At 66.2% G+C, this 18,862-nt stretch carries 17 protein-coding genes; 13 read left to right on the top strand and 4 right to left on the bottom strand.

Features of this window, described 5'->3' with window-relative positions:
- The first annotated feature begins 25 nt into the window (after window positions 1–25).
- Window positions 26–289, top strand: a complete 264-nt coding sequence (locus V7Z82_RS10135) for a hypothetical protein (RefSeq protein ID WP_334150973.1) — start codon at window positions 26–28, stop codon at window positions 287–289.
- On the top strand, window positions 286–1,566 hold the full coding sequence (locus V7Z82_RS10130) for a hypothetical protein (RefSeq protein WP_334150970.1): 1,281 nt from the start codon (window positions 286–288) through the stop codon (window positions 1,564–1,566). The genes V7Z82_RS10135 and V7Z82_RS10130 overlap by 4 nt, the downstream gene beginning before the upstream one ends.
- A 9-nt stretch (window positions 1,567–1,575) precedes the next feature.
- Here V7Z82_RS10130 and V7Z82_RS10125 read toward each other — a convergent pair whose 3' ends face one another.
- The gene (locus tag V7Z82_RS10125; protein WP_334150968.1) at window positions 1,576–1,980 is read right to left on the bottom strand and encodes a phage holin family protein; all 405 of its coding nucleotides are present in this window, start codon (window positions 1,978–1,980) and stop codon (window positions 1,576–1,578) included.
- Window positions 1,981–2,043: 63 nt separating this feature from the next.
- Between V7Z82_RS10125 and V7Z82_RS10120 the strand changes: the two genes are divergently transcribed.
- The 8 genes from V7Z82_RS10120 to V7Z82_RS10085 all read left to right on the top strand — a co-directional run bounded on the left by V7Z82_RS10120 (window position 2,044) and on the right by V7Z82_RS10085 (window position 12,208).
- A complete protein-coding gene (locus V7Z82_RS10120) occupies window positions 2,044–3,144 on the top strand; it encodes a histidinol-phosphate transaminase (RefSeq protein WP_334150965.1) in 1,101 nt (366 codons plus the stop codon).
- Window positions 3,145–3,171: 27 nt separating this feature from the next.
- Window positions 3,172–4,299, top strand: a complete 1,128-nt coding sequence (locus tag V7Z82_RS10115) for a thiamine pyrophosphate-dependent dehydrogenase E1 component subunit alpha (protein ID WP_334150963.1) — start codon at window positions 3,172–3,174, stop codon at window positions 4,297–4,299.
- Window positions 4,296–5,276 (top strand): alpha-ketoacid dehydrogenase subunit beta, encoded by a 981-nt coding sequence (locus V7Z82_RS10110; RefSeq protein ID WP_334150961.1) that lies wholly within the window; start codon window positions 4,296–4,298, stop codon window positions 5,274–5,276. Before V7Z82_RS10115 ends, V7Z82_RS10110 begins: the two co-directional genes overlap by 4 nt.
- A 46-nt stretch (window positions 5,277–5,322) precedes the next feature.
- Window positions 5,323–6,675 (top strand): dihydrolipoamide acetyltransferase family protein, encoded by a 1,353-nt coding sequence (locus tag V7Z82_RS10105; protein ID WP_334150958.1) that lies wholly within the window; start codon window positions 5,323–5,325, stop codon window positions 6,673–6,675.
- Between the two features lie 1,041 nt (window positions 6,676–7,716).
- The gene (locus V7Z82_RS10100) at window positions 7,717–8,049 is read left to right on the top strand and encodes a hypothetical protein (protein ID WP_334150956.1); all 333 of its coding nucleotides are present in this window, start codon (window positions 7,717–7,719) and stop codon (window positions 8,047–8,049) included.
- A 63-nt stretch (window positions 8,050–8,112) separates the two neighbouring features.
- Window positions 8,113–8,976, top strand: a complete 864-nt coding sequence (locus V7Z82_RS10095; RefSeq protein ID WP_334150953.1) for a hypothetical protein — start codon at window positions 8,113–8,115, stop codon at window positions 8,974–8,976.
- A complete protein-coding gene (locus V7Z82_RS10090; RefSeq protein ID WP_334150951.1) occupies window positions 8,973–10,253 on the top strand; it encodes a peptidoglycan-binding domain-containing protein in 1,281 nt (426 codons plus the stop codon). Before V7Z82_RS10095 ends, V7Z82_RS10090 begins: the two co-directional genes overlap by 4 nt.
- Complete coding sequence (locus V7Z82_RS10085) at window positions 10,250–12,208, top strand: ABC transporter ATP-binding protein/permease (RefSeq protein ID WP_334150948.1); 1,959 nt, start codon at window positions 10,250–10,252, stop codon at window positions 12,206–12,208. The genes V7Z82_RS10090 and V7Z82_RS10085 overlap by 4 nt, the downstream gene beginning before the upstream one ends.
- Before the next feature lie 8 nt (window positions 12,209–12,216).
- Here V7Z82_RS10085 and V7Z82_RS18120 read toward each other — a convergent pair whose 3' ends face one another.
- Window positions 12,217–13,128 carry an NAD-dependent epimerase/dehydratase family protein gene (locus tag V7Z82_RS18120; protein ID WP_442927612.1) on the bottom strand — a complete coding sequence of 304 codons (912 nt, stop codon included), beginning with the start codon at window positions 13,126–13,128 and terminating at the stop codon, window positions 12,217–12,219.
- 29 nt (window positions 13,129–13,157) lie between these two features.
- Here V7Z82_RS18120 and V7Z82_RS10080 point away from each other — a divergent pair, with 29 nt between their 5' ends.
- Window positions 13,158–13,799 carry a ScbR family autoregulator-binding transcription factor gene (locus V7Z82_RS10080; RefSeq protein WP_334150945.1) on the top strand — a complete coding sequence of 214 codons (642 nt, stop codon included), beginning with the start codon at window positions 13,158–13,160 and terminating at the stop codon, window positions 13,797–13,799.
- Between the two features lie 17 nt (window positions 13,800–13,816).
- Here V7Z82_RS10080 and V7Z82_RS10075 read toward each other — a convergent pair whose 3' ends face one another.
- Window positions 13,817–14,662, bottom strand: coding sequence for an AfsA-related hotdog domain-containing protein (locus tag V7Z82_RS10075; protein WP_334150942.1), 846 nt, complete (start codon window positions 14,660–14,662; stop codon window positions 13,817–13,819).
- A 498-nt stretch (window positions 14,663–15,160) separates the two neighbouring features.
- On the bottom strand, window positions 15,161–16,378 hold the full coding sequence (locus tag V7Z82_RS10070; protein ID WP_334150940.1) for an ROK family protein: 1,218 nt from the start codon (window positions 16,376–16,378) through the stop codon (window positions 15,161–15,163).
- Window positions 16,379–16,479: 101 nt separating this feature from the next.
- On the opposite strand from V7Z82_RS10070, the gene V7Z82_RS10065 reads away from it, so the two are divergent.
- Together V7Z82_RS10065 and V7Z82_RS10060 are read left to right on the top strand one after the other, a co-directional pair.
- On the top strand, window positions 16,480–17,805 hold the full coding sequence (locus V7Z82_RS10065) for an ABC transporter substrate-binding protein (RefSeq protein ID WP_334150937.1): 1,326 nt from the start codon (window positions 16,480–16,482) through the stop codon (window positions 17,803–17,805).
- Window positions 17,802–18,773, top strand: a complete 972-nt coding sequence (locus tag V7Z82_RS10060) for a carbohydrate ABC transporter permease (RefSeq protein WP_334150935.1) — start codon at window positions 17,802–17,804, stop codon at window positions 18,771–18,773. The genes V7Z82_RS10065 and V7Z82_RS10060 overlap by 4 nt, the downstream gene beginning before the upstream one ends.
- Window positions 18,774–18,862: the final 89 nt, after the last annotated feature.

The raw sequence follows: 18,862 nt of genomic DNA, 5'->3' as shown, positions 1-18,862 counted from the left end.
GCTCCGCGCCGCGGATGCTGGACGCATGTACTCCTTCATCATGGCCGAGGCCGGTACCTCGGACGACGTCTGGAACCGGTTCTGTGCTGCGGGGGAGCTCCGCACGGCGATCGGGATCGTCGAGGACACGGCCGCCGCCCTCGCGCGCCTCGTGCTCGACACCGCATGGGATGCGGAGGGTGTCAGGGCGCTGCAGGACGCGCTCTCGGCGATGCAGCTCGCATCGGAGCACGAGCTCGGCGAGCTGCACATCCGATCCGCCGAACTGGACAGGGCGGGCACGGTGTGAGCGACGACCTCGACATCCGTCATGGCGGAGCGATCGCCGTCGACACGGAGGTGCTTCGTGATGTCGGCCATCGGCTCGCGCTGCTCGCCGCAGGACTCGATGACGCGCGGGCGGCGGTGCGCAGGGCGAGTTCTCTGCTCATCGACGTCAGCGGAATCGGGGCAGAGGTCGACCTCGTCGCACTCGCGGACGGCGGAGAGCGGATCAGTGGACTGCGCGAGCGGATGCGTGATGCCAGCGAAGGGACCCTGCTGATGGCCGACGCCTACGAGGTGGTCGAGCTGCGAGCGGAGGCCGACGCGCTCCGCCTGGTCGGCGGTGCGGCCGCGGATGCCGTGCAGGCTCGGCTCGATCGTCTGCTGGCGTCGGACGGGCGGCTCGAGGCGATGTCGGATTGGCTCATCGCCGGCTGGAAGGACGGACGCTTCGACGGACTCGACCGCCAGTTCGATCCGGGCGGTCTGTTGACCCCGTTCCTGATGGGCGGCGCGGCCGCCGCCGTCCTGACCGGCCTCGGCATGCTGCGGCCCGGCACGACATTGCAGGGGACGGCGGATGCCGTGTCGGTGGCCGCGGTGCGAACCAGGACCCCTGACGGGCCGCCGACGAGTCTGGCCGGCGCATTCACTCGACTCCCGACCGCGCCAGGGGCGCAGTTGACGGTGGAGCGGTACACGCTGCCGGACGGCACCCGGCAGTTCATCGCCTATGTGAAGGGCTCGCAGTCGGTGGCGGTCGGCGGGTCGCAGCCGTGGGACATGCGCTCGAACCTGCAGCTCTACACCGGCCAGACGTCTGCCTCGTACCAGGCGACCCTCGACGCGTTGGAGGCCGCCGGCGCCGAACCGGGAGACCGAGTGGACGTGGTCGCCCATTCGCAGGGCGGGATCATCGCCGGGCACCTCGCCATGGAGAGCGGCTACGACGTGCGAGTGCTGCTCACGGCCGGCAGTCCGGTCGAGCCGGTCCTGGACGACGACCAGCTGCTGATCCAGCTGCGGCACACCGATGACGTCGTCTCGTCGCTCGCCGGCGGAGGATCGCCTGCGGGCACCGGTTCGCCCGACAGCTTCACGGCCGAGCGAGTCGGCGATCCGATCAGAGGCATGCAGGACCTCGTGCTCGCCCCGCACCAGATGGACGCCTACCTCGAGACGGCGGAGATGGTCGACGAGTCGGGCGACCCGCGCCTCACGGCGCTCGATGCGCGGTGGGCCGAACTCGACGATGCGGTCGAGATCACCTCGACCGAGTTCCGTGCCGAACGGACCGGCTGAGCTGCGCGCTCAGTCGCGGCGGGGCTTCTTGCTCTGCGGACGCAGGATGAAGCCGAAGACGCCGTTGATGAGCGAGATGATGATCGCCGCGAGGACGCCCCACCAGAAGTCGCCGACCGTGAGGCCCCAGCCGAAGCCGCTCGTGATCCATGCGGTCAGCCACAGCAGGAACCCGTTGATCACGAACCCGATCAGGCCGAGCGTGAGGATGTAGAGCGGGAAGGCGACGATCTTCACGACCGTGCCGATGATCGTGTTCACGAGCGCGAAGATCGCGGCGACCGCGAGCAGCGTGAGCACCAGCTGCAGCGTCTCCCCAGGGGGGAAGGCGATGATCATGACCTGCAGAGCGGGGATCAGCGTCACGACCCACAGGGCGAACGCGTTGACGACGACTCGGATGATGAAGCGCATGGTGCGCCCAGTCTTCCACGACCGACTCGATATGTCAGCGATTCCAGCTCGTAGACTCATCACGTGACCGACGAGATCCTGCCCCGCATCCGCCCCGCCATCGCCGCGCTCGCGCCGTATCGCCAGGGCAAGCCGGCGGGGCCGGACGCGTTCAAGCTCTCCAGCAACGAGAACCCCTTCGACCCGCTGCCGTCGGTCGTCGAGGCGCTCACGCACGTCACGCCGATCAATCGCTACCCGGACGCCACGGCCGGACGCCTGCGGGAGCGGCTCGGTGCCCGCTACGGCGTTCGTCCCGATGAGGTGCACGTCGCCTCCGGGAGCGTCTCCATCCTGCATCAGCTGATCCTCGCCACGTCGTCGGTCGGCGACGAGGTCGTCTACGCCTGGCGCTCGTTCGAGGCATACCCGAGCCTCCCGCTCGTCGCCGGAGCGACCGGCGTGCAGGTTCCCCTTCGACAGGCTCAGGGGCCCGGCAGCGGGGGACGCCACGACCTCGACGCGATGGCGGATGCCGTCACCGACCGCACCAGCGCGATCATCGTGTGCACACCGAACAACCCGACGGGGCCGGTCATCACGAGCGCCGAGTTCTCAGCGTTCGTCGACCGGGTCCCCGCCGATGTGCTGATCATTCTCGATGAGGCATATGCAGAGTTCGTCACCGCCCCCGACGCGGTGAACGGTCTGGAGGAGCGCATCTTCGAGCGGCATCCGAACGTCGTGGTGCTGCGCACCTTCTCGAAGGCGTACGGTCTCGCCGGTCTCCGCGTGGGCTACGCGATCGGGCACGAGAAGGTGCTGGATGCCGCGCGAACCACCGGCATCCCCCTCTCCGTCACGTCTGCGGCAGAGAACGCGGCGATCGCGAGCCTCGATGCCGAGGCCGAGCTGCTCGAACGCGTCGCGGCGATCGTCGAGCGCCGGACGCTGCTGGTCGACGGGCTCCGCGCGCAGGGCTGGGATGTTCCCGACGCGCAGGGCAACTTCGTCTGGCTGCCGACCGGCGACCGCACCGACGAGGCAGCAGCAGCGTTCGTCGAGGGCGATCTCATCGTGCGGCCGTTCTCGGGCGACGGCATCCGCATATCCGTCGGCGAGCATGAATCCGTGGACAAGGTCCTACAGGTTTCGGGATCCATTGTGCGCACCCTCCAGCCCTAGGTGCCCAACCTCGGATAGCGTGGAACGGTGACCTCGTCAGAGACTGAACTCGTCCGCGTCCTGGAAGCGGACGGCCGCTTCGCGCCCAGTCCGGCTGCCGAGAGATATCTGCCGTTGATCGAGGCGATCAGCGATGCGGAGCTCGAGCAGTTCTACCGGGACATGGTCGTCATCCGCGCCATCGACACCCAGGCGACCAACCTGCAGCGTCAGGGCCAGCTCGCACTGTGGCCGCCGAGCCGCGGGCAGGAGGCCGCGCAGGTCGGCTCCGGCCGCGCCGCTCGCGCGCAGGACACGATCTTCCCCTCGTACCGCGAGCACGCCGTCACGCGCATCCGCGGTGTCGATCCGGTCGACATCATCAAGCTGATGCGTGGTGTCTCGCACGGCGGCTGGGATCCGACGGATCCGAAGAACGGCAACACCCGCCTGTACACGCTCGTGCTCGGGTCGCAGGTGCTGCACGCCACGGGCTTCGCCATGGGCCGCCTGTTCGACGGGCGCTCCGGCACCGGAGATGTCGAACGCGACGAGGCCGTCATCGTCTACTACGGCGACGGCGCTTCCAGCCAGGGTGACGTGCACGAGGCGATGGTCTTCGCGGCGAGCTACCAGGCGCCGACGGTCTTCTTCCTGCAGAACAACCACTGGGCCATCTCGGTGCCGGTCTCGACGCAGTCGCGGGTGCCGCTCGTGCAGCGCAGCGCCGGGTACGGCATCCCCAGCGTGCGGGTCGACGGCAACGACGTGCTCGCCAGCTACGCCGTCTCTCGCGTCGCGCTCGACGAGGCCCGTGCGGGTCAGGGGCCGCGTGCGATCGAAGCGGTCACGTACCGACTCGGCGCCCACACCACGAGCGACGACCCCACGAAGTACCGCGGCAACGACGAGGAGGAGTCGTGGGCGCTGCGCGACCCGATCACTCGCATGCGCGCGTTCCTCGAAGGACGGGGTGCCGCGGCATCCTTCTTCGATGACGTCGACGAGGAAGGCGCGGATGCCGCCGAGGACCTGCGTGCGCGCACGGTCGAGCTCGGCTCGCCGCCGGTCGCGAGGATGTTCGACCACGTCTACAGCGATCCGCATCCGCTGATCGAGGAGCAGAAGGCGTGGCAGGCGCGCTACGAGGCATCGTTCGAGGGAGGGCAGGCATGACGCTCGAGACGATGCCGCTCAGCAAGGCGATGAACGCCGGGCTGCGCGCGGCGATGGAGAACGACCCGAAGGTCCTGCTCATGGGCGAGGACATCGGCAAGCTCGGCGGAGTCTTCCGCGTGACCGAGCATCTGCAGCGCGACTTCGGCGAGCGTCGGGTGCTCGACACCCCGCTCGCGGAGTCCGGCATCGTCGGCACCGCCATCGGACTCGCGATGACCGGCTTCCGTCCCGTCATCGAGATCCAGTTCGACGGCTTCGTGTTCCCCGCGTTCGACCAGATCACCACCCAGCTCGCGAAGCTCACGAACCGCCATGAGGGCGCACTGAGCCTGCCGATCGTCATCCGCATCCCCTACGGCGGACACATCGGCGCCGTCGAGCATCACCAGGAGAGCCCGGAGGCGTACTTCGCGCACACTCCCGGTCTCCGTGTGGTGTCGCCGTCGACGCCGAACGACGCGTACTGGATGATCCAGGAGGCGATCGCCTCGAACGACCCCGTGATCTTCATGGAGCCGAAGAGCCGCTACTGGCAGAAGGGCGAGGTCGACCTCGAGTCGTCCGCCGCCCCGTTGCACGCCTCGCGTGTGGTTCGCCGCGGCACCGACGTCACGCTCGTCGGGCACGGCGCGATCGTCACGACCCTGCTGCAGGCGGCCGCGCTCGCCGAGTCAGAGGGGACCAGCTGCGAGGTCGTCGACGTGCGCTCGCTCTCGCCGATCGACTACGCGCCGATCCTCGACTCGGTGCGCAAGACCGGACGCATGGTCTACGCGCAGGAGGCGCAGGGATTCACGAGCGTCGGCAGCGAGGTCGCCGCGACCGTCATGGAGCGCGCCTTCTATGCGCTCGAGGCTCCGGTGCTCCGTGTCTCCGGCTACGACACCCCGTTCCCGCCCGCGAAGCTCGAGGGCATCTACCTCCCGGATGCCGACCGCATTCTCGAGGCCGTCGACCGCTCCCTGGCGTACTGACACTCCCGCTCGTTCCACCGACACTGTCGTTCCGAAAGGACCGCTCATGAGCACGCAGAACTTCAACCTCCCCGACGTCGGCGAAGGCCTGACCGAGGCTGAGGTCGTGACCTGGAAGGTCGCGCCGGGCGACACCGTGGCGATCAACGACGTCATCTGCGAGATCGAGACGGCGAAGTCGCTCGTCGAGCTGCCGTCGCCGCACGCCGGCGTGGTCGGCGAACTGCTGGTCGGCGAGGGCACGACGGTGGAGGTCGGTACGCCGATCATCACGTTCGTGACGGATGCTCGGGACGACGCCGGTGCCGGCGTGGTCGTGACCGCGGAAGCACCCGCGCCGGAAGAGGGCGGCGGATCCGTGCTCGTCGGCTATGGCACCGGCGGCGGCGCGACGTCTCGGCGCAAGCGCCCGGCCGAGCGCCAGGTGCGTTCATCGGTCGGCGTGATCGCCAAGCCGCCGATCCGCAAGCTCGCGCGCGACCTCGGCGTCGACCTCACCACGGTCGCCCCGACGGGCGCCGACGGCGAGGTCACCCGCGACGACGTCATGAAGCTGGCCTCGCAGGCGAGCGTGTTCCGCAACATCGAGACCCCAGAGTGGGGAGCCGTTCGCGAGGAGACCGTGCCGGCGCCGCAGAGCGCTCCGGTCGGACTCGCCCGCGGCCTGGCGCCGACCCCCGCATCCTCCGGCGATGACTCGCGCACCGAGTCCATCCCGGTGAAGGGCGTGCGCAAGGCGACCTCCTCGGCCATGGTGCAGAGCGCGTACTCGGCCCCGCATGTGACCGTGTGGAAGGAGATCGACGCGAGCCGCACGATGGAGCTCGTCAAGCGCCTCAAGGCATCGCCGGACTATGCCGACATCCGCGTCTCGCCGCTGCTGATCATGGCTCGCGCCGTGATCTGGGCTGCCCGCCGCACGCCGATGGTGAACGCGGCCTGGATCGAGACCGATGGTGGAGCCGAGATCGCCGTGCGCCACTACGTGAACCTCGGCATCGCCGCAGCGACGCCCCGTGGCCTGCTCGTCCCGAACATCAAGGACGCGCAGGACCTCGGCATGAAGGAGCTCGCGCGCGCGCTCAACCGCCTCACGGTCACGGCGCGCGAGGGCAAGACCTCACCGGCAGATCAGCAGGGCGGCACGATCACGATCACGAACATCGGCGTGTTCGGGATGGATGCCGGCACCCCGATCATCAACCCCGGAGAGGCCGGGATCGTCGCCATGGGCACGATCAGTCAGAAGCCGTGGGTCGTCGACGGCGAGGTCCGCCCGCGATGGGTCACGACGGTCGCCGGTTCGTTCGACCACCGCGTGATCGACGGCGACGGCATGAGCCGCTTCATCGCCGACGTGGCTTCCGTGCTCGAGGAGCCTGCGCTGCTCGTCGACTGATATTGGCCGTCACTGAAGGTGCTTTCTCTTCAATCGAAGTTGAACCACTCAAACGAAGGTGATCCAAAACGGCGTAGTTGATCCCGGTAAACACAGGGATCGCGGGTTCGGAGGCGGTGAGATGGCACGCAAGGAAGCACGGGCAACACCGGCGATGCACTCTCCTCGGTGGCCTGACGAGCCATCGACCGTGGTGCCGCTGATACTCGGCTTCCACTTCAAGCGCGGATTGACCGTCTCCTTGCTGCTTTGAGCTGACCCCGCCACGGCAGATGCGCTGGCGGGGAAGGGCGGAGACCCTACGCGGTCGGTCCCGCGGGAGGCCCCTGGCTTCTACTTCCGGGCCATGCAGCGAGTTCCAGGCTGGGCATCTCGACGACCTGCAGGATGCTGGAATGGCACTGTCGCCAGTTCAGATGCCAAATCGGCTTGTGGTGCGCGAGGCGATTGCGTCAGACGTACGCAGACTCGACCAGTGCGCGGAGTGGTTCCATGTCGGCGTTGTTGCGTCCGAGCTTTCGCAGCTGCGAGAAGCGTCGCCTCACGGCGCAGCCGGGGAAGCCCTCGTACCGCTGGTCGAGAAGCCGGCACCGGAAGGAAAGTTGAGCTCAGCGATGATGTGGCCAGCGGCCACGGCCGCAGGCGTGCGTGCTGCGCCCGGTGCGTCGATTGCTGACGGTATCCTCGCGTGCCTTTTCGACGGCCTCGAATGCGCGAGGTTTTAGCTCGAAGTACGCCCTGTCCAGTCAGTCTCCGCCGCGATAGGCGCATACGCATCAAGGAAGGGGTACGGCCTTCCGCATCATGATGCTCGTGATGCGGCCGACCGGGTCATGCTCAAACGGGCGCAGTCGCGCTTGAACACCACGGCGACCCATGACGCCGGTTTCGCTCGCTGTCATCCGTGACCACGACATTGCATCCGACATGCCTTTCGTGCGCAGGTCAATAGTCAGGCGTGTTGTAGCCTGGGCCAGAGACATAGCAGCCGCTATGTTTAGCTCGTCGGGAGGTCCGACGAGTGAACATGGAAGGCACTTCATGATGAAGAAGAAGATTGTCGCGGGAGTCATCGCTAGCGTGATGGCGCTCGGGATGACGGCGGTCGTGGCGGCTCCGGCAAGCGCCGGCATCAAGCTCTACCAGAACAACGATTACAAGGGCGACTACCTGGGTGACTTCGGGACGGGGACGAGCTACGTCGGAACTGTCGCAGACAATCGCGCGTCGTCTCTCAAAGTAACGTCGCCCGCAAACTACGCGGTTTTGCACCAGTTCCGTGACTTCGGTGGACAGAAGACCGGGGCGTTCTACACGGGCACGCCAGCGCTCAGCGGATGGGGCTTCGACGACATGACGTCCAGCATCAGCTGAACGACGCAAGTTCGAGGGGGTGGGGTCGCCCACCCCCTCGAGATGTTCCTGGAGGAGAACCCAATGACTGACAGACGACGCGTGCCAGCGACCGCGTTCATGCTTCTGGCGCTTGTGCTCACAGGTTGCAGTGCCGACGCTGCGCCGGCACCTATCGAAGCCGAACCCCTCCCCGAAGTCAGCATCGAAGACTACGGAGACGTCACTGCGAAGCTCGACTACGACCATGCCGTTGCGGAGACGCCCGCTTCAGCACTCAGTCTTTCGAGCCCGGACTATGTCGTGCGCGTACTTCATGCCATCGCTACCATCGCTGACACATGCATGGTTGAAAAGGGGTTCGAAGCTACAGCTAACGACAAAGATTGGTCTCCCTTCATTCCAGAAGAAGATAGAACGTACGGGATTTGGAGCGTTGCCTACGCATCCAAATATGGCGTCTCCCTCTCTCCGGAGGCCGGTCCGGCGACGGTGGATGTCATCTCGATGGGCGTCGAGCAGAGCAAGGCGTACGACACTTGCGCGACCGAGGCAAAAGAGTCCCTGATGGACCAGCTCGTGTTTTCGCAGGACGCGAACATCGACGCTCAGATTCGTAGCCGTGCATATGAGCTCACTCTCGCTAGCGATGAAGCCAAGGACGCGAAGCTCGACTGGCAGACCTGTATGGAGGAGAGAGGCATCGTCCTCGACCCCGCGGACGGCCGGCCCGTACAGCAGTACCAGGAGCAGGGTAAAGAGGCTGAGATTGGCGCTATCGTGATCGAAGCTGAGTGTGCCCGCTCGACTGGGGCTGTGCAGACTTTGTACGACATTCAAGCTCGATACGAGGCGGCGCTCATCGATTCCCAATCGGCGCAGGTTGCATCCTTCGTCGAAAAGCGTGACGCGGCCATCAAGGTGTTCGATAAGGCCATTTCAGGATGATGGGCATCAGGCGGCGCCAACAGCTCGCCGCCGCGAATGCCGATGCCGATGCCGATGTCGATGACCTATCGGTGGCACCGCTCAGGAGAGTGCAGAATCTCGGTCGAATTGTGGCGTTCGCGGTCGTCACCGCGCTACTGGTGGGCGCTGCCTTCATTGTGGGCGGCTTGGTGAGGTCGCCGCAGGACCAGGCATTGGCGAACGTTGATGCTGACGTGGAGGTCTTTGCCCAGGTCGAGGACCGGGTCGTGAGCGATAGCTTCATGTTGCCGGCTGTTGCCGTCGCGGGAGCTACGGTGGACGTGCTTATTGCAGAAGCCCCGCGAGAAGCGTCTCAAGTTGCACCTCCCGCGGCCACCACACCCGGTTCACCGGAGGTCGCCCCATCACTCAGTCCGGCCGAACCGGAGACCTCACCGTCCGAGCGTGCGGTGGTGTCGCGAATGGCAGTGGCCGACGGCGCCACAGTGACGTACGGGACCCTGCTGGGAGAGGTTTCCGGACGGCCCGTCTTCGCGTGGCCGTCGTCTGTGCCGTTGTTCCGCGACATCGTCGTCGGAGACCGGGGTTCCGACGTGACAGCCGTTCAGCAATCGTTGGCGGATATGGGGTACAGCGTCACCGTCGATGGGGTCTTCGGTGCGGCGACGTTGGACACGCTGCGACTTCACTATCGCAAAGCTGGGTACGAGCTGCCTTTCGTTGCTGCCGGCGTCCGCGGACTCTCGTGGCGAGAACTCATCGGGGTGCCGACGGGCGACGGCGTGGTGCAATCGGCGGCGGCGGTCGGCGCTCTGCTGGGCGCCGAAGCGCCGCTACTCAAGTTGCGAACCACGCCGCCCGCACTGGAAGCCCAGGCGACGGCGGTGGAGATTGACCAGCTCGCTGCGGGGGCTGAGGTCAATGTTTCGGTCGCAGGTGCGACACCGGTTACGAGCACCGTGGTGAGTGTTGGGGAATTCGTCACCAACGAGGAGACGGGTGTCTCGGGGTATCCCGTCAGAATTGCACTCCCGCAGGACGTGCCTGTAGACGCGAGTACCGCAGTGCAGATTGGACCCGTCACGAGTTCAGAGGCGTCGCTCGCTCTGCCAACTGTCGCTGTGCGACAGGAGGGGAGCGCTTCGTTCGTCCTCGTTCCCGCAGACGACGGTGAAGAGGACGACTCGCCATATGAGCGCATCGATATCGTCGTAGTCGCTCAGGCAGACGGATGGGTCTCCATCGAGCCGAACGACGCATTGCCGCTCGGCACCGATGTCTTGGTCTCGCCGTGAGCACTGAGCCGGTCATCGAGCTCGATGACGTCAGCCGCGTGTTCGGTTCCGGCCCGACCCAGACCACCGCACTCAACTCCGTGTCACTCCGGGTGATGCCTGGCGAGTTCGTGGCCATCATCGGCCCATCGGGGTCAGGGAAATCGACTCTGCTCAACGTGCTCGGGCTCCTGGACCGGAGCACGAGCGGGCACTACCGACTCAATGGCGTCGACGTGCAGTTACTGGGCGAGAGTGAGCGCAACCGCCTCCGCAACGAGACGCTCGGGTTTGTGTTCCAGGACTCCCGCATGCTGCTGATGGACACGGCCGCCGGGAACGCGAGTCTCGGCTTGAAAGTCCGCGGGACGCCGTGGGCCGCACGGGCGTCTCGGGTAGGGGTAGCTCTTCATCGGCTCGGCCTCATGCATCGGATGAGCGAGCGCGCCATCAACCTCTCGGGAGGCGAGCGGCAGCGAGTCGCGATTGCACGCGCGATTGCGACGCAGCCCGCCGTAATCCTTGCGGATGAGCCGACGGGTGCGCTCGACTCGAAGAATTCGGACAGCATCATTGCGCACCTTCGGGAGCTGAATCAGCAGGGCGTGACCGTCGTCATCATCACTCACGACACCACAGTCGCGGCCGCCGCGGACCGTCGCGTGGAGATTGTCGACGGCGCTATCGTCTCGGACTCAGACCACGCCCGAGCCAACGAGCTAGAGAACACTCGCCGAGAGCCTGCGGTCGAACGGGAGCGCGGCCGGTCCGCACGGAAACGCTTCTTCATCCGCCTGTGGGACGAGTTCTGTGATGCCCTCTCGGTCCACAGCAGCAAGCCTGCGCGTGCGCTGCTGCTCCTGACAGCCTTCATGCTCGGGGCCGGTGGCCTCGTGTGCTCCATCGGTATCAGCGAGAGTGCAGCTGCGCAGGTCACCGAGCGACTGACACGGGCGAGCCTCGACGAAGTCGTGGTCCGCTCGGCATCTGCGTCAGCGTACGACGAGGGCTTCTACGCGCCCGAGGGGAAGGCGGCGTCCGCGATTGCTGGGCTCGAGGGGGTGAAAGGCACGGGGTTCGTCGCGAAGATCTCCGCCGCGGAAGCCCGCATCACCCTGCTTCCGAGCGGAGCAGTCGCGAGCCAGCCCGTGTTCGGCGGGCCCATACTCATCGCGGATGCCGGGTACCTCGATGTCCTCGGGGCCGCCGCATCTCCCAGTCACGCTACGGACCTGTTGTCCGCCAGTTGGGCCCCGAGAGTAGCGTTGCTCGGCGTCGACGCTGCTGCGTCGCTCGGTGTTGGCACGACGGGTCCCGGCGCTCAGGTGTGGGTGGATGGCGAACCTGTTGACGTCGTCGGCGTGATCGCCGAAACCGGACGCAACCCCGAACTCCGTGACTCCATCGTGCTGTCTCAGGCGGCAACCGGCAACCTGACGCCGGACAACGCGTCGCTCGTGGTCCGCACGGTGCCGGGATATCCCGCCGCACTCTCGGAGGCCATCCCCTTGGCAGTGAATCCGGGGGACCCCTCGCAGGTGAGAATCGAGACCGTCGCAGACCTGCGCAACCTTCGCTTCGGTGTGGCCACCGATCTCGGGACGCTCGTCGGAATCGTCTCGGTCCTGCTCCTGCTCCTCGCAAGCATGAGCTCGGCCATCGCCATGTATTTGTCTGTTCAGGCGAGGTCACCCGAGATTGCTCTTCGGCGCGCTCTCGGGGCGAGCCGCGGCTCGGTCTGGCGGTTGTTCACTATGGAAGGACTCGTTATAGGCGCGGCGGGAGGAGTGTCGGGTGCTGCTCTCGGCGTGTGCGCAGTCGTCGTCGTGTGCATGCTGCAGGGCTGGACGCCTACGCTGTCGCCTTCCGTGCTCGTCCTTGGGTTGTTCGCCGGATGCGCGTCGGGAGTGTGTTCTGCCACCTACCCAGCAATCGTCGCGGCCCGAGCGGACCCTGCTATCGCGATTCGCGGCTGACAGATGACTCAGCGTCGTCCGAGCACCGTCCGATACCACGCCCATATGGGCGACTCATCCGTGTGCTCGCGGGCTATCCCCTGAATCCCCGACGAGAAGTAGTTGTGCGCCGTAAGCATCCCTGCTTGGTGCGGACTCGCCCCTACAGCGAGTGCTGCGTCGAATACCCTGTGAGCTGGCTGTTCATCCGCGTAGGAAATCGAGTGCGCTTGGCTGAGGAGGTCGAGTAGCGAGATGGGAGCGCCATGGTCTGCGTTCAGCGCCCGGCCGGCCAGCTCAGGCATCGCGGCAATGGTCCAGACCTGCGATGCAAGCTGTTGCACTGGGACCGCTGAAACCAGCGGCGACGGACGTGGAATCATTCGCATAGCCTCAAGAGTCCGCACCGCAGTCGGAATGACCCGAGTATCCCCGATGCCGTATGTCAGATGGGGCCTGATGACCGTCCCGCCGTAGGCGAGCACATGTTCTTCCGCGACGGCCCGCGTCCGGCTAATCATCGACGTAGGCGCCACGAGGGTGTCCTCCCCCGCACCAACAAAGGGACCTTGCCCGTACACGCCGGTCGTGCTCAGGTACACCACGCGCTGCACCCCCGCTCGCGCTGCAGCGCGCATGAGGGCCCGTGCTCCGACGTCGTTCACCGTGACAGCCAAATCGCTGTCCGGACCCACGTAGCTCGCACAGTGCAGCAACGTATGAACCCCGTCCAGCAGCCTAGCGAGCGAGTCCGGATTGAGAAGGTCGCCCACGACCACGTCGGTGCCGCGCCGCGCTTCTTGAGGAGGAGTCCGGAAGAGTGCACGCTTGCGAACGTCGGGCCGTTCCCGAACGACCGCGCCGCCCAGAAAGCCGCTTGCGCCCGTGACAGCCACGGCTGGACGCGCCGGAGACACCACGACTTCGGATATCCGGTCCATTAAACTGAGGGCTGTAGAGAGGAGGCCGATTGCAGAGGCGCGCAGAGGAAACACGAGAAGCGATTGTTCAGGCAGCAGCCGAGATATTTGCCGAGCAAGGCTACGCTGCGACGACTCTCCGCGACATCACTGGTCGGGTCGACCTTACTCTCGGGGCGCTCTATCACTACTTCGAGTCCAAGCAGGTTCTTGCCTCCGACATCATTCGGCGCCAGCACGAGACTTCCTTCAGCACTCTGCAATCCGTGACGCGTGCAGACATGTCGGGCATTGCAAGTATCGTGCTGCTGTCCCAGGCCTTGGCCGAGCAATCGCGGGGAGATGCGATAGTCCGCGCAGGCTTGCGACTCAGCACTGAGTCCGTCGATGAGCTCGCCACCGTCACGGCGACGCCTTACCGCGACTGGATCTCTGCCTGCCGAGTGCTTCTCGAGCGCGCGAGTGCGAAGGGCGAAACCAGGCCGGGGCTGGACCTGGATGCTGCCGCTGAGGTGATCATCTCCGCGTTCAGCGGCACCCAGTTTCTCGCGGCGGCCCTGGGGCGCAGCGACCGCATGCTGGAGATGCTCGCCGCGATGTGGCCGATAGTCCTGGCTGGGGTGCTCGCGGACGCCGATGACCCCGTGCTCCTGAGCATTCCCGACCTGCTCGGATTGCGAGCGTCGGCGTGAACAGACGGAATCGCAGCTCACGCCGCCACCTCAACACGCGCGCTTAGTATCGTCCTGTCGTCTCGGCCAGATACGACCACGGCGAAAGCATCCGGCGTCGAGTGCGAATTTTCTGGAGAAACTCGTACTCGAAGCGGCTCATCCAGGTCCGCGTATCTCACGTAGCGGCCGTCGAACTGGCGGATGTCCGTGCCGAGCCGACCTGCGGCTCGAATGCATGCTTGCTTCACCGCCGCGAACAAGAGAATGCCCGGCGTGTGATCGACTGCGTGGTCGAAGAAAAAGGCATCTGTTGGGTCGAAAAGCACGTCCCACTCCGTCCCGCTGGCACTGGCCTGGACGAGCCGCACCGCGTCCGGCGATTCGTAGGGCTTCCGCGGGAACGATTGCCCCGCGATGTCGCCCCTAAGGCGCTTGTACATCGCAGCCGTGACGACCGTGAGCTCGCCCCGACCGCTCGCGAAGACTTCGCCGTCGGCCCGAAAAGTGACGGCTGTAGTGACGCTGCGCAGCGCTCCGGTTGAAAGTTTCGGGTGCAGTGGGCTCACGTGAGCCGTGAGTTCGCCGGTCGCCTCCGTTTGTTCGACTGTGAGTTCCATGCGGCCCATGATGAACGCCCAGCCGATCGGAACATCCCAGGCGAGATGGCCGTACGCGATGGTGGCCTGTCGAAGGTACTCGGCAACAAGAAGCGAGTTTATGGTTCGGGCACTACTGGCGAAACCGTTCAACTCCGCAGGCTGACGGAGGCGGAACTCAACGTCTCGTGCCGACGGTTGGCGGTAGGAGTCGATGAACACCCCTTCAACTGCTTCTCGGTGCACCAAGTCGCGAGTCATCGTGACCCACGCGCTCTCGCCCATCCCGCTCCCACCCGTACCCTTCGAACACTGACGCCGAAACATAGCACACGTTTTGTATCGCCCCTGAACTCCAGCGCGTGCGATGTGTTGCGAACATATCGGTAGATATGCCCGGGTTCGGATGGTCACGCGCCAGTAGTGATGCGGGCGAAGTATCGCCCCGGCCGCTCTCGGCGTGTACGCATCCAGGAACCGGTCAGGCACTCGGGCCAGTACGGTTGCTTGCTATTGCAAATGGCTGTTGAACAACGTTCCTGAGCCAGCGGAAGGTTGGTGCAGACCGCAGGCCGCGGCACTCTTACGGCACATCCGGAAAATCAGTCGCGCTCTCCAGGACCTTCCGTCGCCACTTGACGGACGCCTGGTCATCTTGGTTCGAAGTGCAGCGGGCCGTTCGCCCGGTTGGGGGAGCAACCTGAACCCGCACGACCTCCGGGACCCGCTCGGTTCAGACGGCTCACATCCGCGCTCGGCGACCCAGTGGATGCGGCGTCTGCGCTACGCCGACGCCTGCAGCCGGTGCTGCGCCAGCTGCGGCACGGCCCGTTCGCGTGCGGCCTTGCGCGCGGTGGCGACCGCGCCGATCGACACGACCTCCGCGCCGAGCGTCGAGGCGAGCAGTTCCGGCGCCGGCAGGTGCAGCTCCTCGGGCAGGATGCGGCGAGCAGCCGCGAGGACCGGCTCGATGCTCTCGGCGACGCCGCCGCACACGATCACGCGCGCAGGGTCGTACATGCTGCCGAGCACGCCGACCACGCGGGCGACCGTGGCGCCGACGCGCGAGGTGACGAGCAGGGCATCCGCGTCTCCCGATGCCGCGAGCGTCAGCAGCAGTCGGGGGTCGATGCGCTCGCTCGCGACGAGGCGTCCGACCGTGCTGTCGGCAGCGATCTCGCCGCGCTCGACCGCAGTACGCGCCTGATCCTGCACCGAGTACCGCAGACCGAAGGCCGATCCGACGCCGATGATGTGATCGAAGACGACGCCCTCGCCGACCCCGCCGTGCGCCCCGTGCAGCACGTGCCCGTCGACGACCACACCGCCACCGAAGCGCTCGCTCGCGAGCAGGGCGACGTAGTCGCGGCATCCGATCGCCGCCCCGACCGCGCCCTCGGCGATCGCAGCGAGCTGTGCGTCGTTCTTGATCTCGACGACCGGCGCTGTGTCGCGCAGCGCCTCGGCGAGGCCGGGGTTCGTGCGTTCCCAGAAGCCGTCCGGATGCGGGGGCGAGATGCCGTTCCGGCTCACCGGCGCAGCGACGCCGACGCAGAGCGCCAGCACCTGCTCGGGCTCGACCTCCGCTTCCGCGAGTGCCAGCTGCAGCTGCTCGAGGATCGCGGCCCTGCGCTCCTCGGAGGTCTGCGTCGGGTCGACCTCGATCCGGTGGTTCACCAGCGTCCGGTCGAGCAGGTCCGCGACGGTGACGGCGAGGTGGCGGTCTCCCGCGTCGATGCCGACCACGACGCCGAGGTCGGATGACAGTGCGAAGCGACGGGCGGGCCGGCCTGCCCGGTAGCTGCCGGCGACCCTGGCGTTCGGCAGCTCGTGCAGCATCGATGCGCCCACGAGCGTGTCGATCGCGTCGATCGCGGTGGAGCGCGTGAGCGATGTGCTCGCCATCACCTCGGTGGCGGTGAACTCACCGGCGGTCCAGGCGAAGTCGAGTACGGCGCCCACACTGGCGCGGCCGGTCCCGAGATCGGAAAGTTCTGCCACAGCACTTGACCTTTCGTCGTCTCCAGTGAGACAGTACTCCAGGAACGAGTAGATTCGCTGACTAGATTTAGTACGTGGATCTACACATCGAAAGGACGACGATGTCTGACAGACGAACACGCGCGGTGCGACTGATCGCCGGGGCCCTCGGCCTGACGCTCGTCGGCGCCGCTCTGACCAGCTGCGCCGCAGGCTCCGCGACGGAGACCATCCGCTTCACGTTCAGCAAGCGCGAGGCCATCGAGTTCATGACCGCTCTCGTCGCGGACTACAACTCCTCGCAGGACAAGGTGAAGGTCGAGATCGACACCTCCGGCGTCGACGTGGTCTCGGCGAGCTTCGTGCGGGGCAACCCGCCGGACATCATGCTCGCCAACTACAACTACGAGATCGCGCGCTTCGTGCAGCGCTGCGCGCTCACCGATCTGTCGGAGACGGATGCCGCGGCCGGCATCCGCGACGACCTGCAGCCGCTCATGGAGCAGTACGGCTCCTGCGAGGGCCGCACCAGTGCGCTGCCCTACTCGGTGATGGCCGCATCGGTCATCTACAACAAGGACATCTTCGAGGCGCAGGGCCTCGAGGTCCCGAAGACCTGGGACGAACTGCTCGCGGTCTGCGAGCAGCTCAAGGCCGCAGGGATCGACCCGTTCTACGCAACGTTCAAGGACGACTGGACGGTGGCGCAGGGCTGGTACGACTACACCGCCGGCGGCTCGGTCGACGTGATCGACTTCTTCGACGCACTCGCCACCGAGGGCACCGAGGTCGGTCCGGATTCGGAGGTGTCGTTCGAGAAGGACTTCACCGAGCCGATGGACCGCATGATGCAGCTCGCGAAGAACTACACCAACTCGGATGCCGCGAGCCGCGCATACGGCGATGGCAACCTCGCGTTCGGCAAGGGCGAGGCCGCGATGTACCTGCAGGGGCCGTGGGCGTTCAGCGAGATCGAGAAGACCGCACCCGACCTCGCGCTCGGCACCTTCCCGCTGCCGATGACCGACGACCCGGCCGACCTCGGCGTGCGCGTCAACATGGACCTCGCGGCGATGATCCCCGAGGGCTCCCGTCATCAGGAGGCCGCGCGCGACTTCCTCGAGTACCTGTATCAGCCCGACCACATCCAGCAGTACAACGCCTCGCAGCTCGGCTTCACCCCGACGACGGGCGCACCGGCGCCGGACGACCCTCGCGTCGAGGGGATGATCGAGTACTACGACAACGGTCAGATCTACCAGGGCCCGTCGGTGCTGGTCCCCAAGACGCTGCCGATGTTCAACTACGCGCAGGCCATGGTGCTCGGCGCATCGACGACGAACACGCTGCGCACGATGGACGCGGACTGGGCGCGCATCGCGTTCCGCGCGCCGATCCCCACCACGCAGGATTCAGCATCAGGCGAGACAGAGGAGTCCGCACCATGACCGACACCGCGCTGCCGAACGCGGCAGCTTCGAACATCACGAAGCCCAACACCCCGACGACCGACACCACGGCGATCGTCACGGGTGGCGCCCGCAAGATCCGTCGGCACACCCGCCGGGTCGAGCCGATCTACTACTTCTTCCTCGTCCCGACACTGATCCTGTTCACGCTGGCGATCACGGTTCCCGGCGTCATGGGGATCTTCTTCAGCTTCACCGACTCGATCGGCATCGGCGAGTGGAGCTTCAACGGACTGACGAACTACGTCGCGATGTTCAGCGATCCGTCGATCCTGCAGAGCTACCTCTTCACCTTCGGGTTCTCGATCGCCACGGTCATCGTGGTGAACGTGATCGCCTTCATGCTCGCGGTCGGGCTCACCTCCCGCATCCGCTTCAAGACCGGGCTGCGCACGATCTTCGTGATCCCGATGGTGATCTCGGGCATCATCATCGCCTACGTCTTCAACTTCCTGTTCTCGAACTCGCTGCCCAACGCGGCAGCGGGCTCCGGCATCCCCTGGCTCGAGACCAGCCTGCTCGCGAACCCCGACCTCGCCTGGGTCGCGATCGTGATCGTGACCGCCTGGCAGGCGGTCCCCGGCACGCTGCTCATCTACATCGCAGGGCTCCTCTCGGTGCCAGGCGAGGTCTACGAGGCGGCGAGCATCGACGGCGCGAGCAAGACGCAGCAGCTCACCCGGATCACGATCCCACTGGTCGCCGGCTACGTCGTGATCAACATCATCCTCGGCTTCAAGGGCTTCCTGAACGCGTACGACATCATCGTCGGACTCACCAACGGCGGCCCAGGCACCTCCACCCGCAGCGTGGCGATGACGATCATCGCCGGCTTCAACGGCGGCGACTACGCCTACCAGATGGCGAACGCGACGATCTTCTTCATCGTCGCCGTGCTCATCTCCCTGCTGCAGCTCTCGCTGACCCGCGGAAGGAACGCACTCTGATGTCCGCACCTCTCACCACCGCACCCCTCCCGGGTGCCGCCACGGCCACCGAGGCCATCACCACGTCCGGCAAGAAGCCGCGAGTCCGC

Source organism: Microbacterium sp., assembly GCF_036823965.1.
Classification (GTDB): domain Bacteria; phylum Actinomycetota; class Actinomycetes; order Actinomycetales; family Microbacteriaceae; genus Microbacterium.
This window is presented reverse-complemented; position numbering and strand designations above follow the sequence as displayed.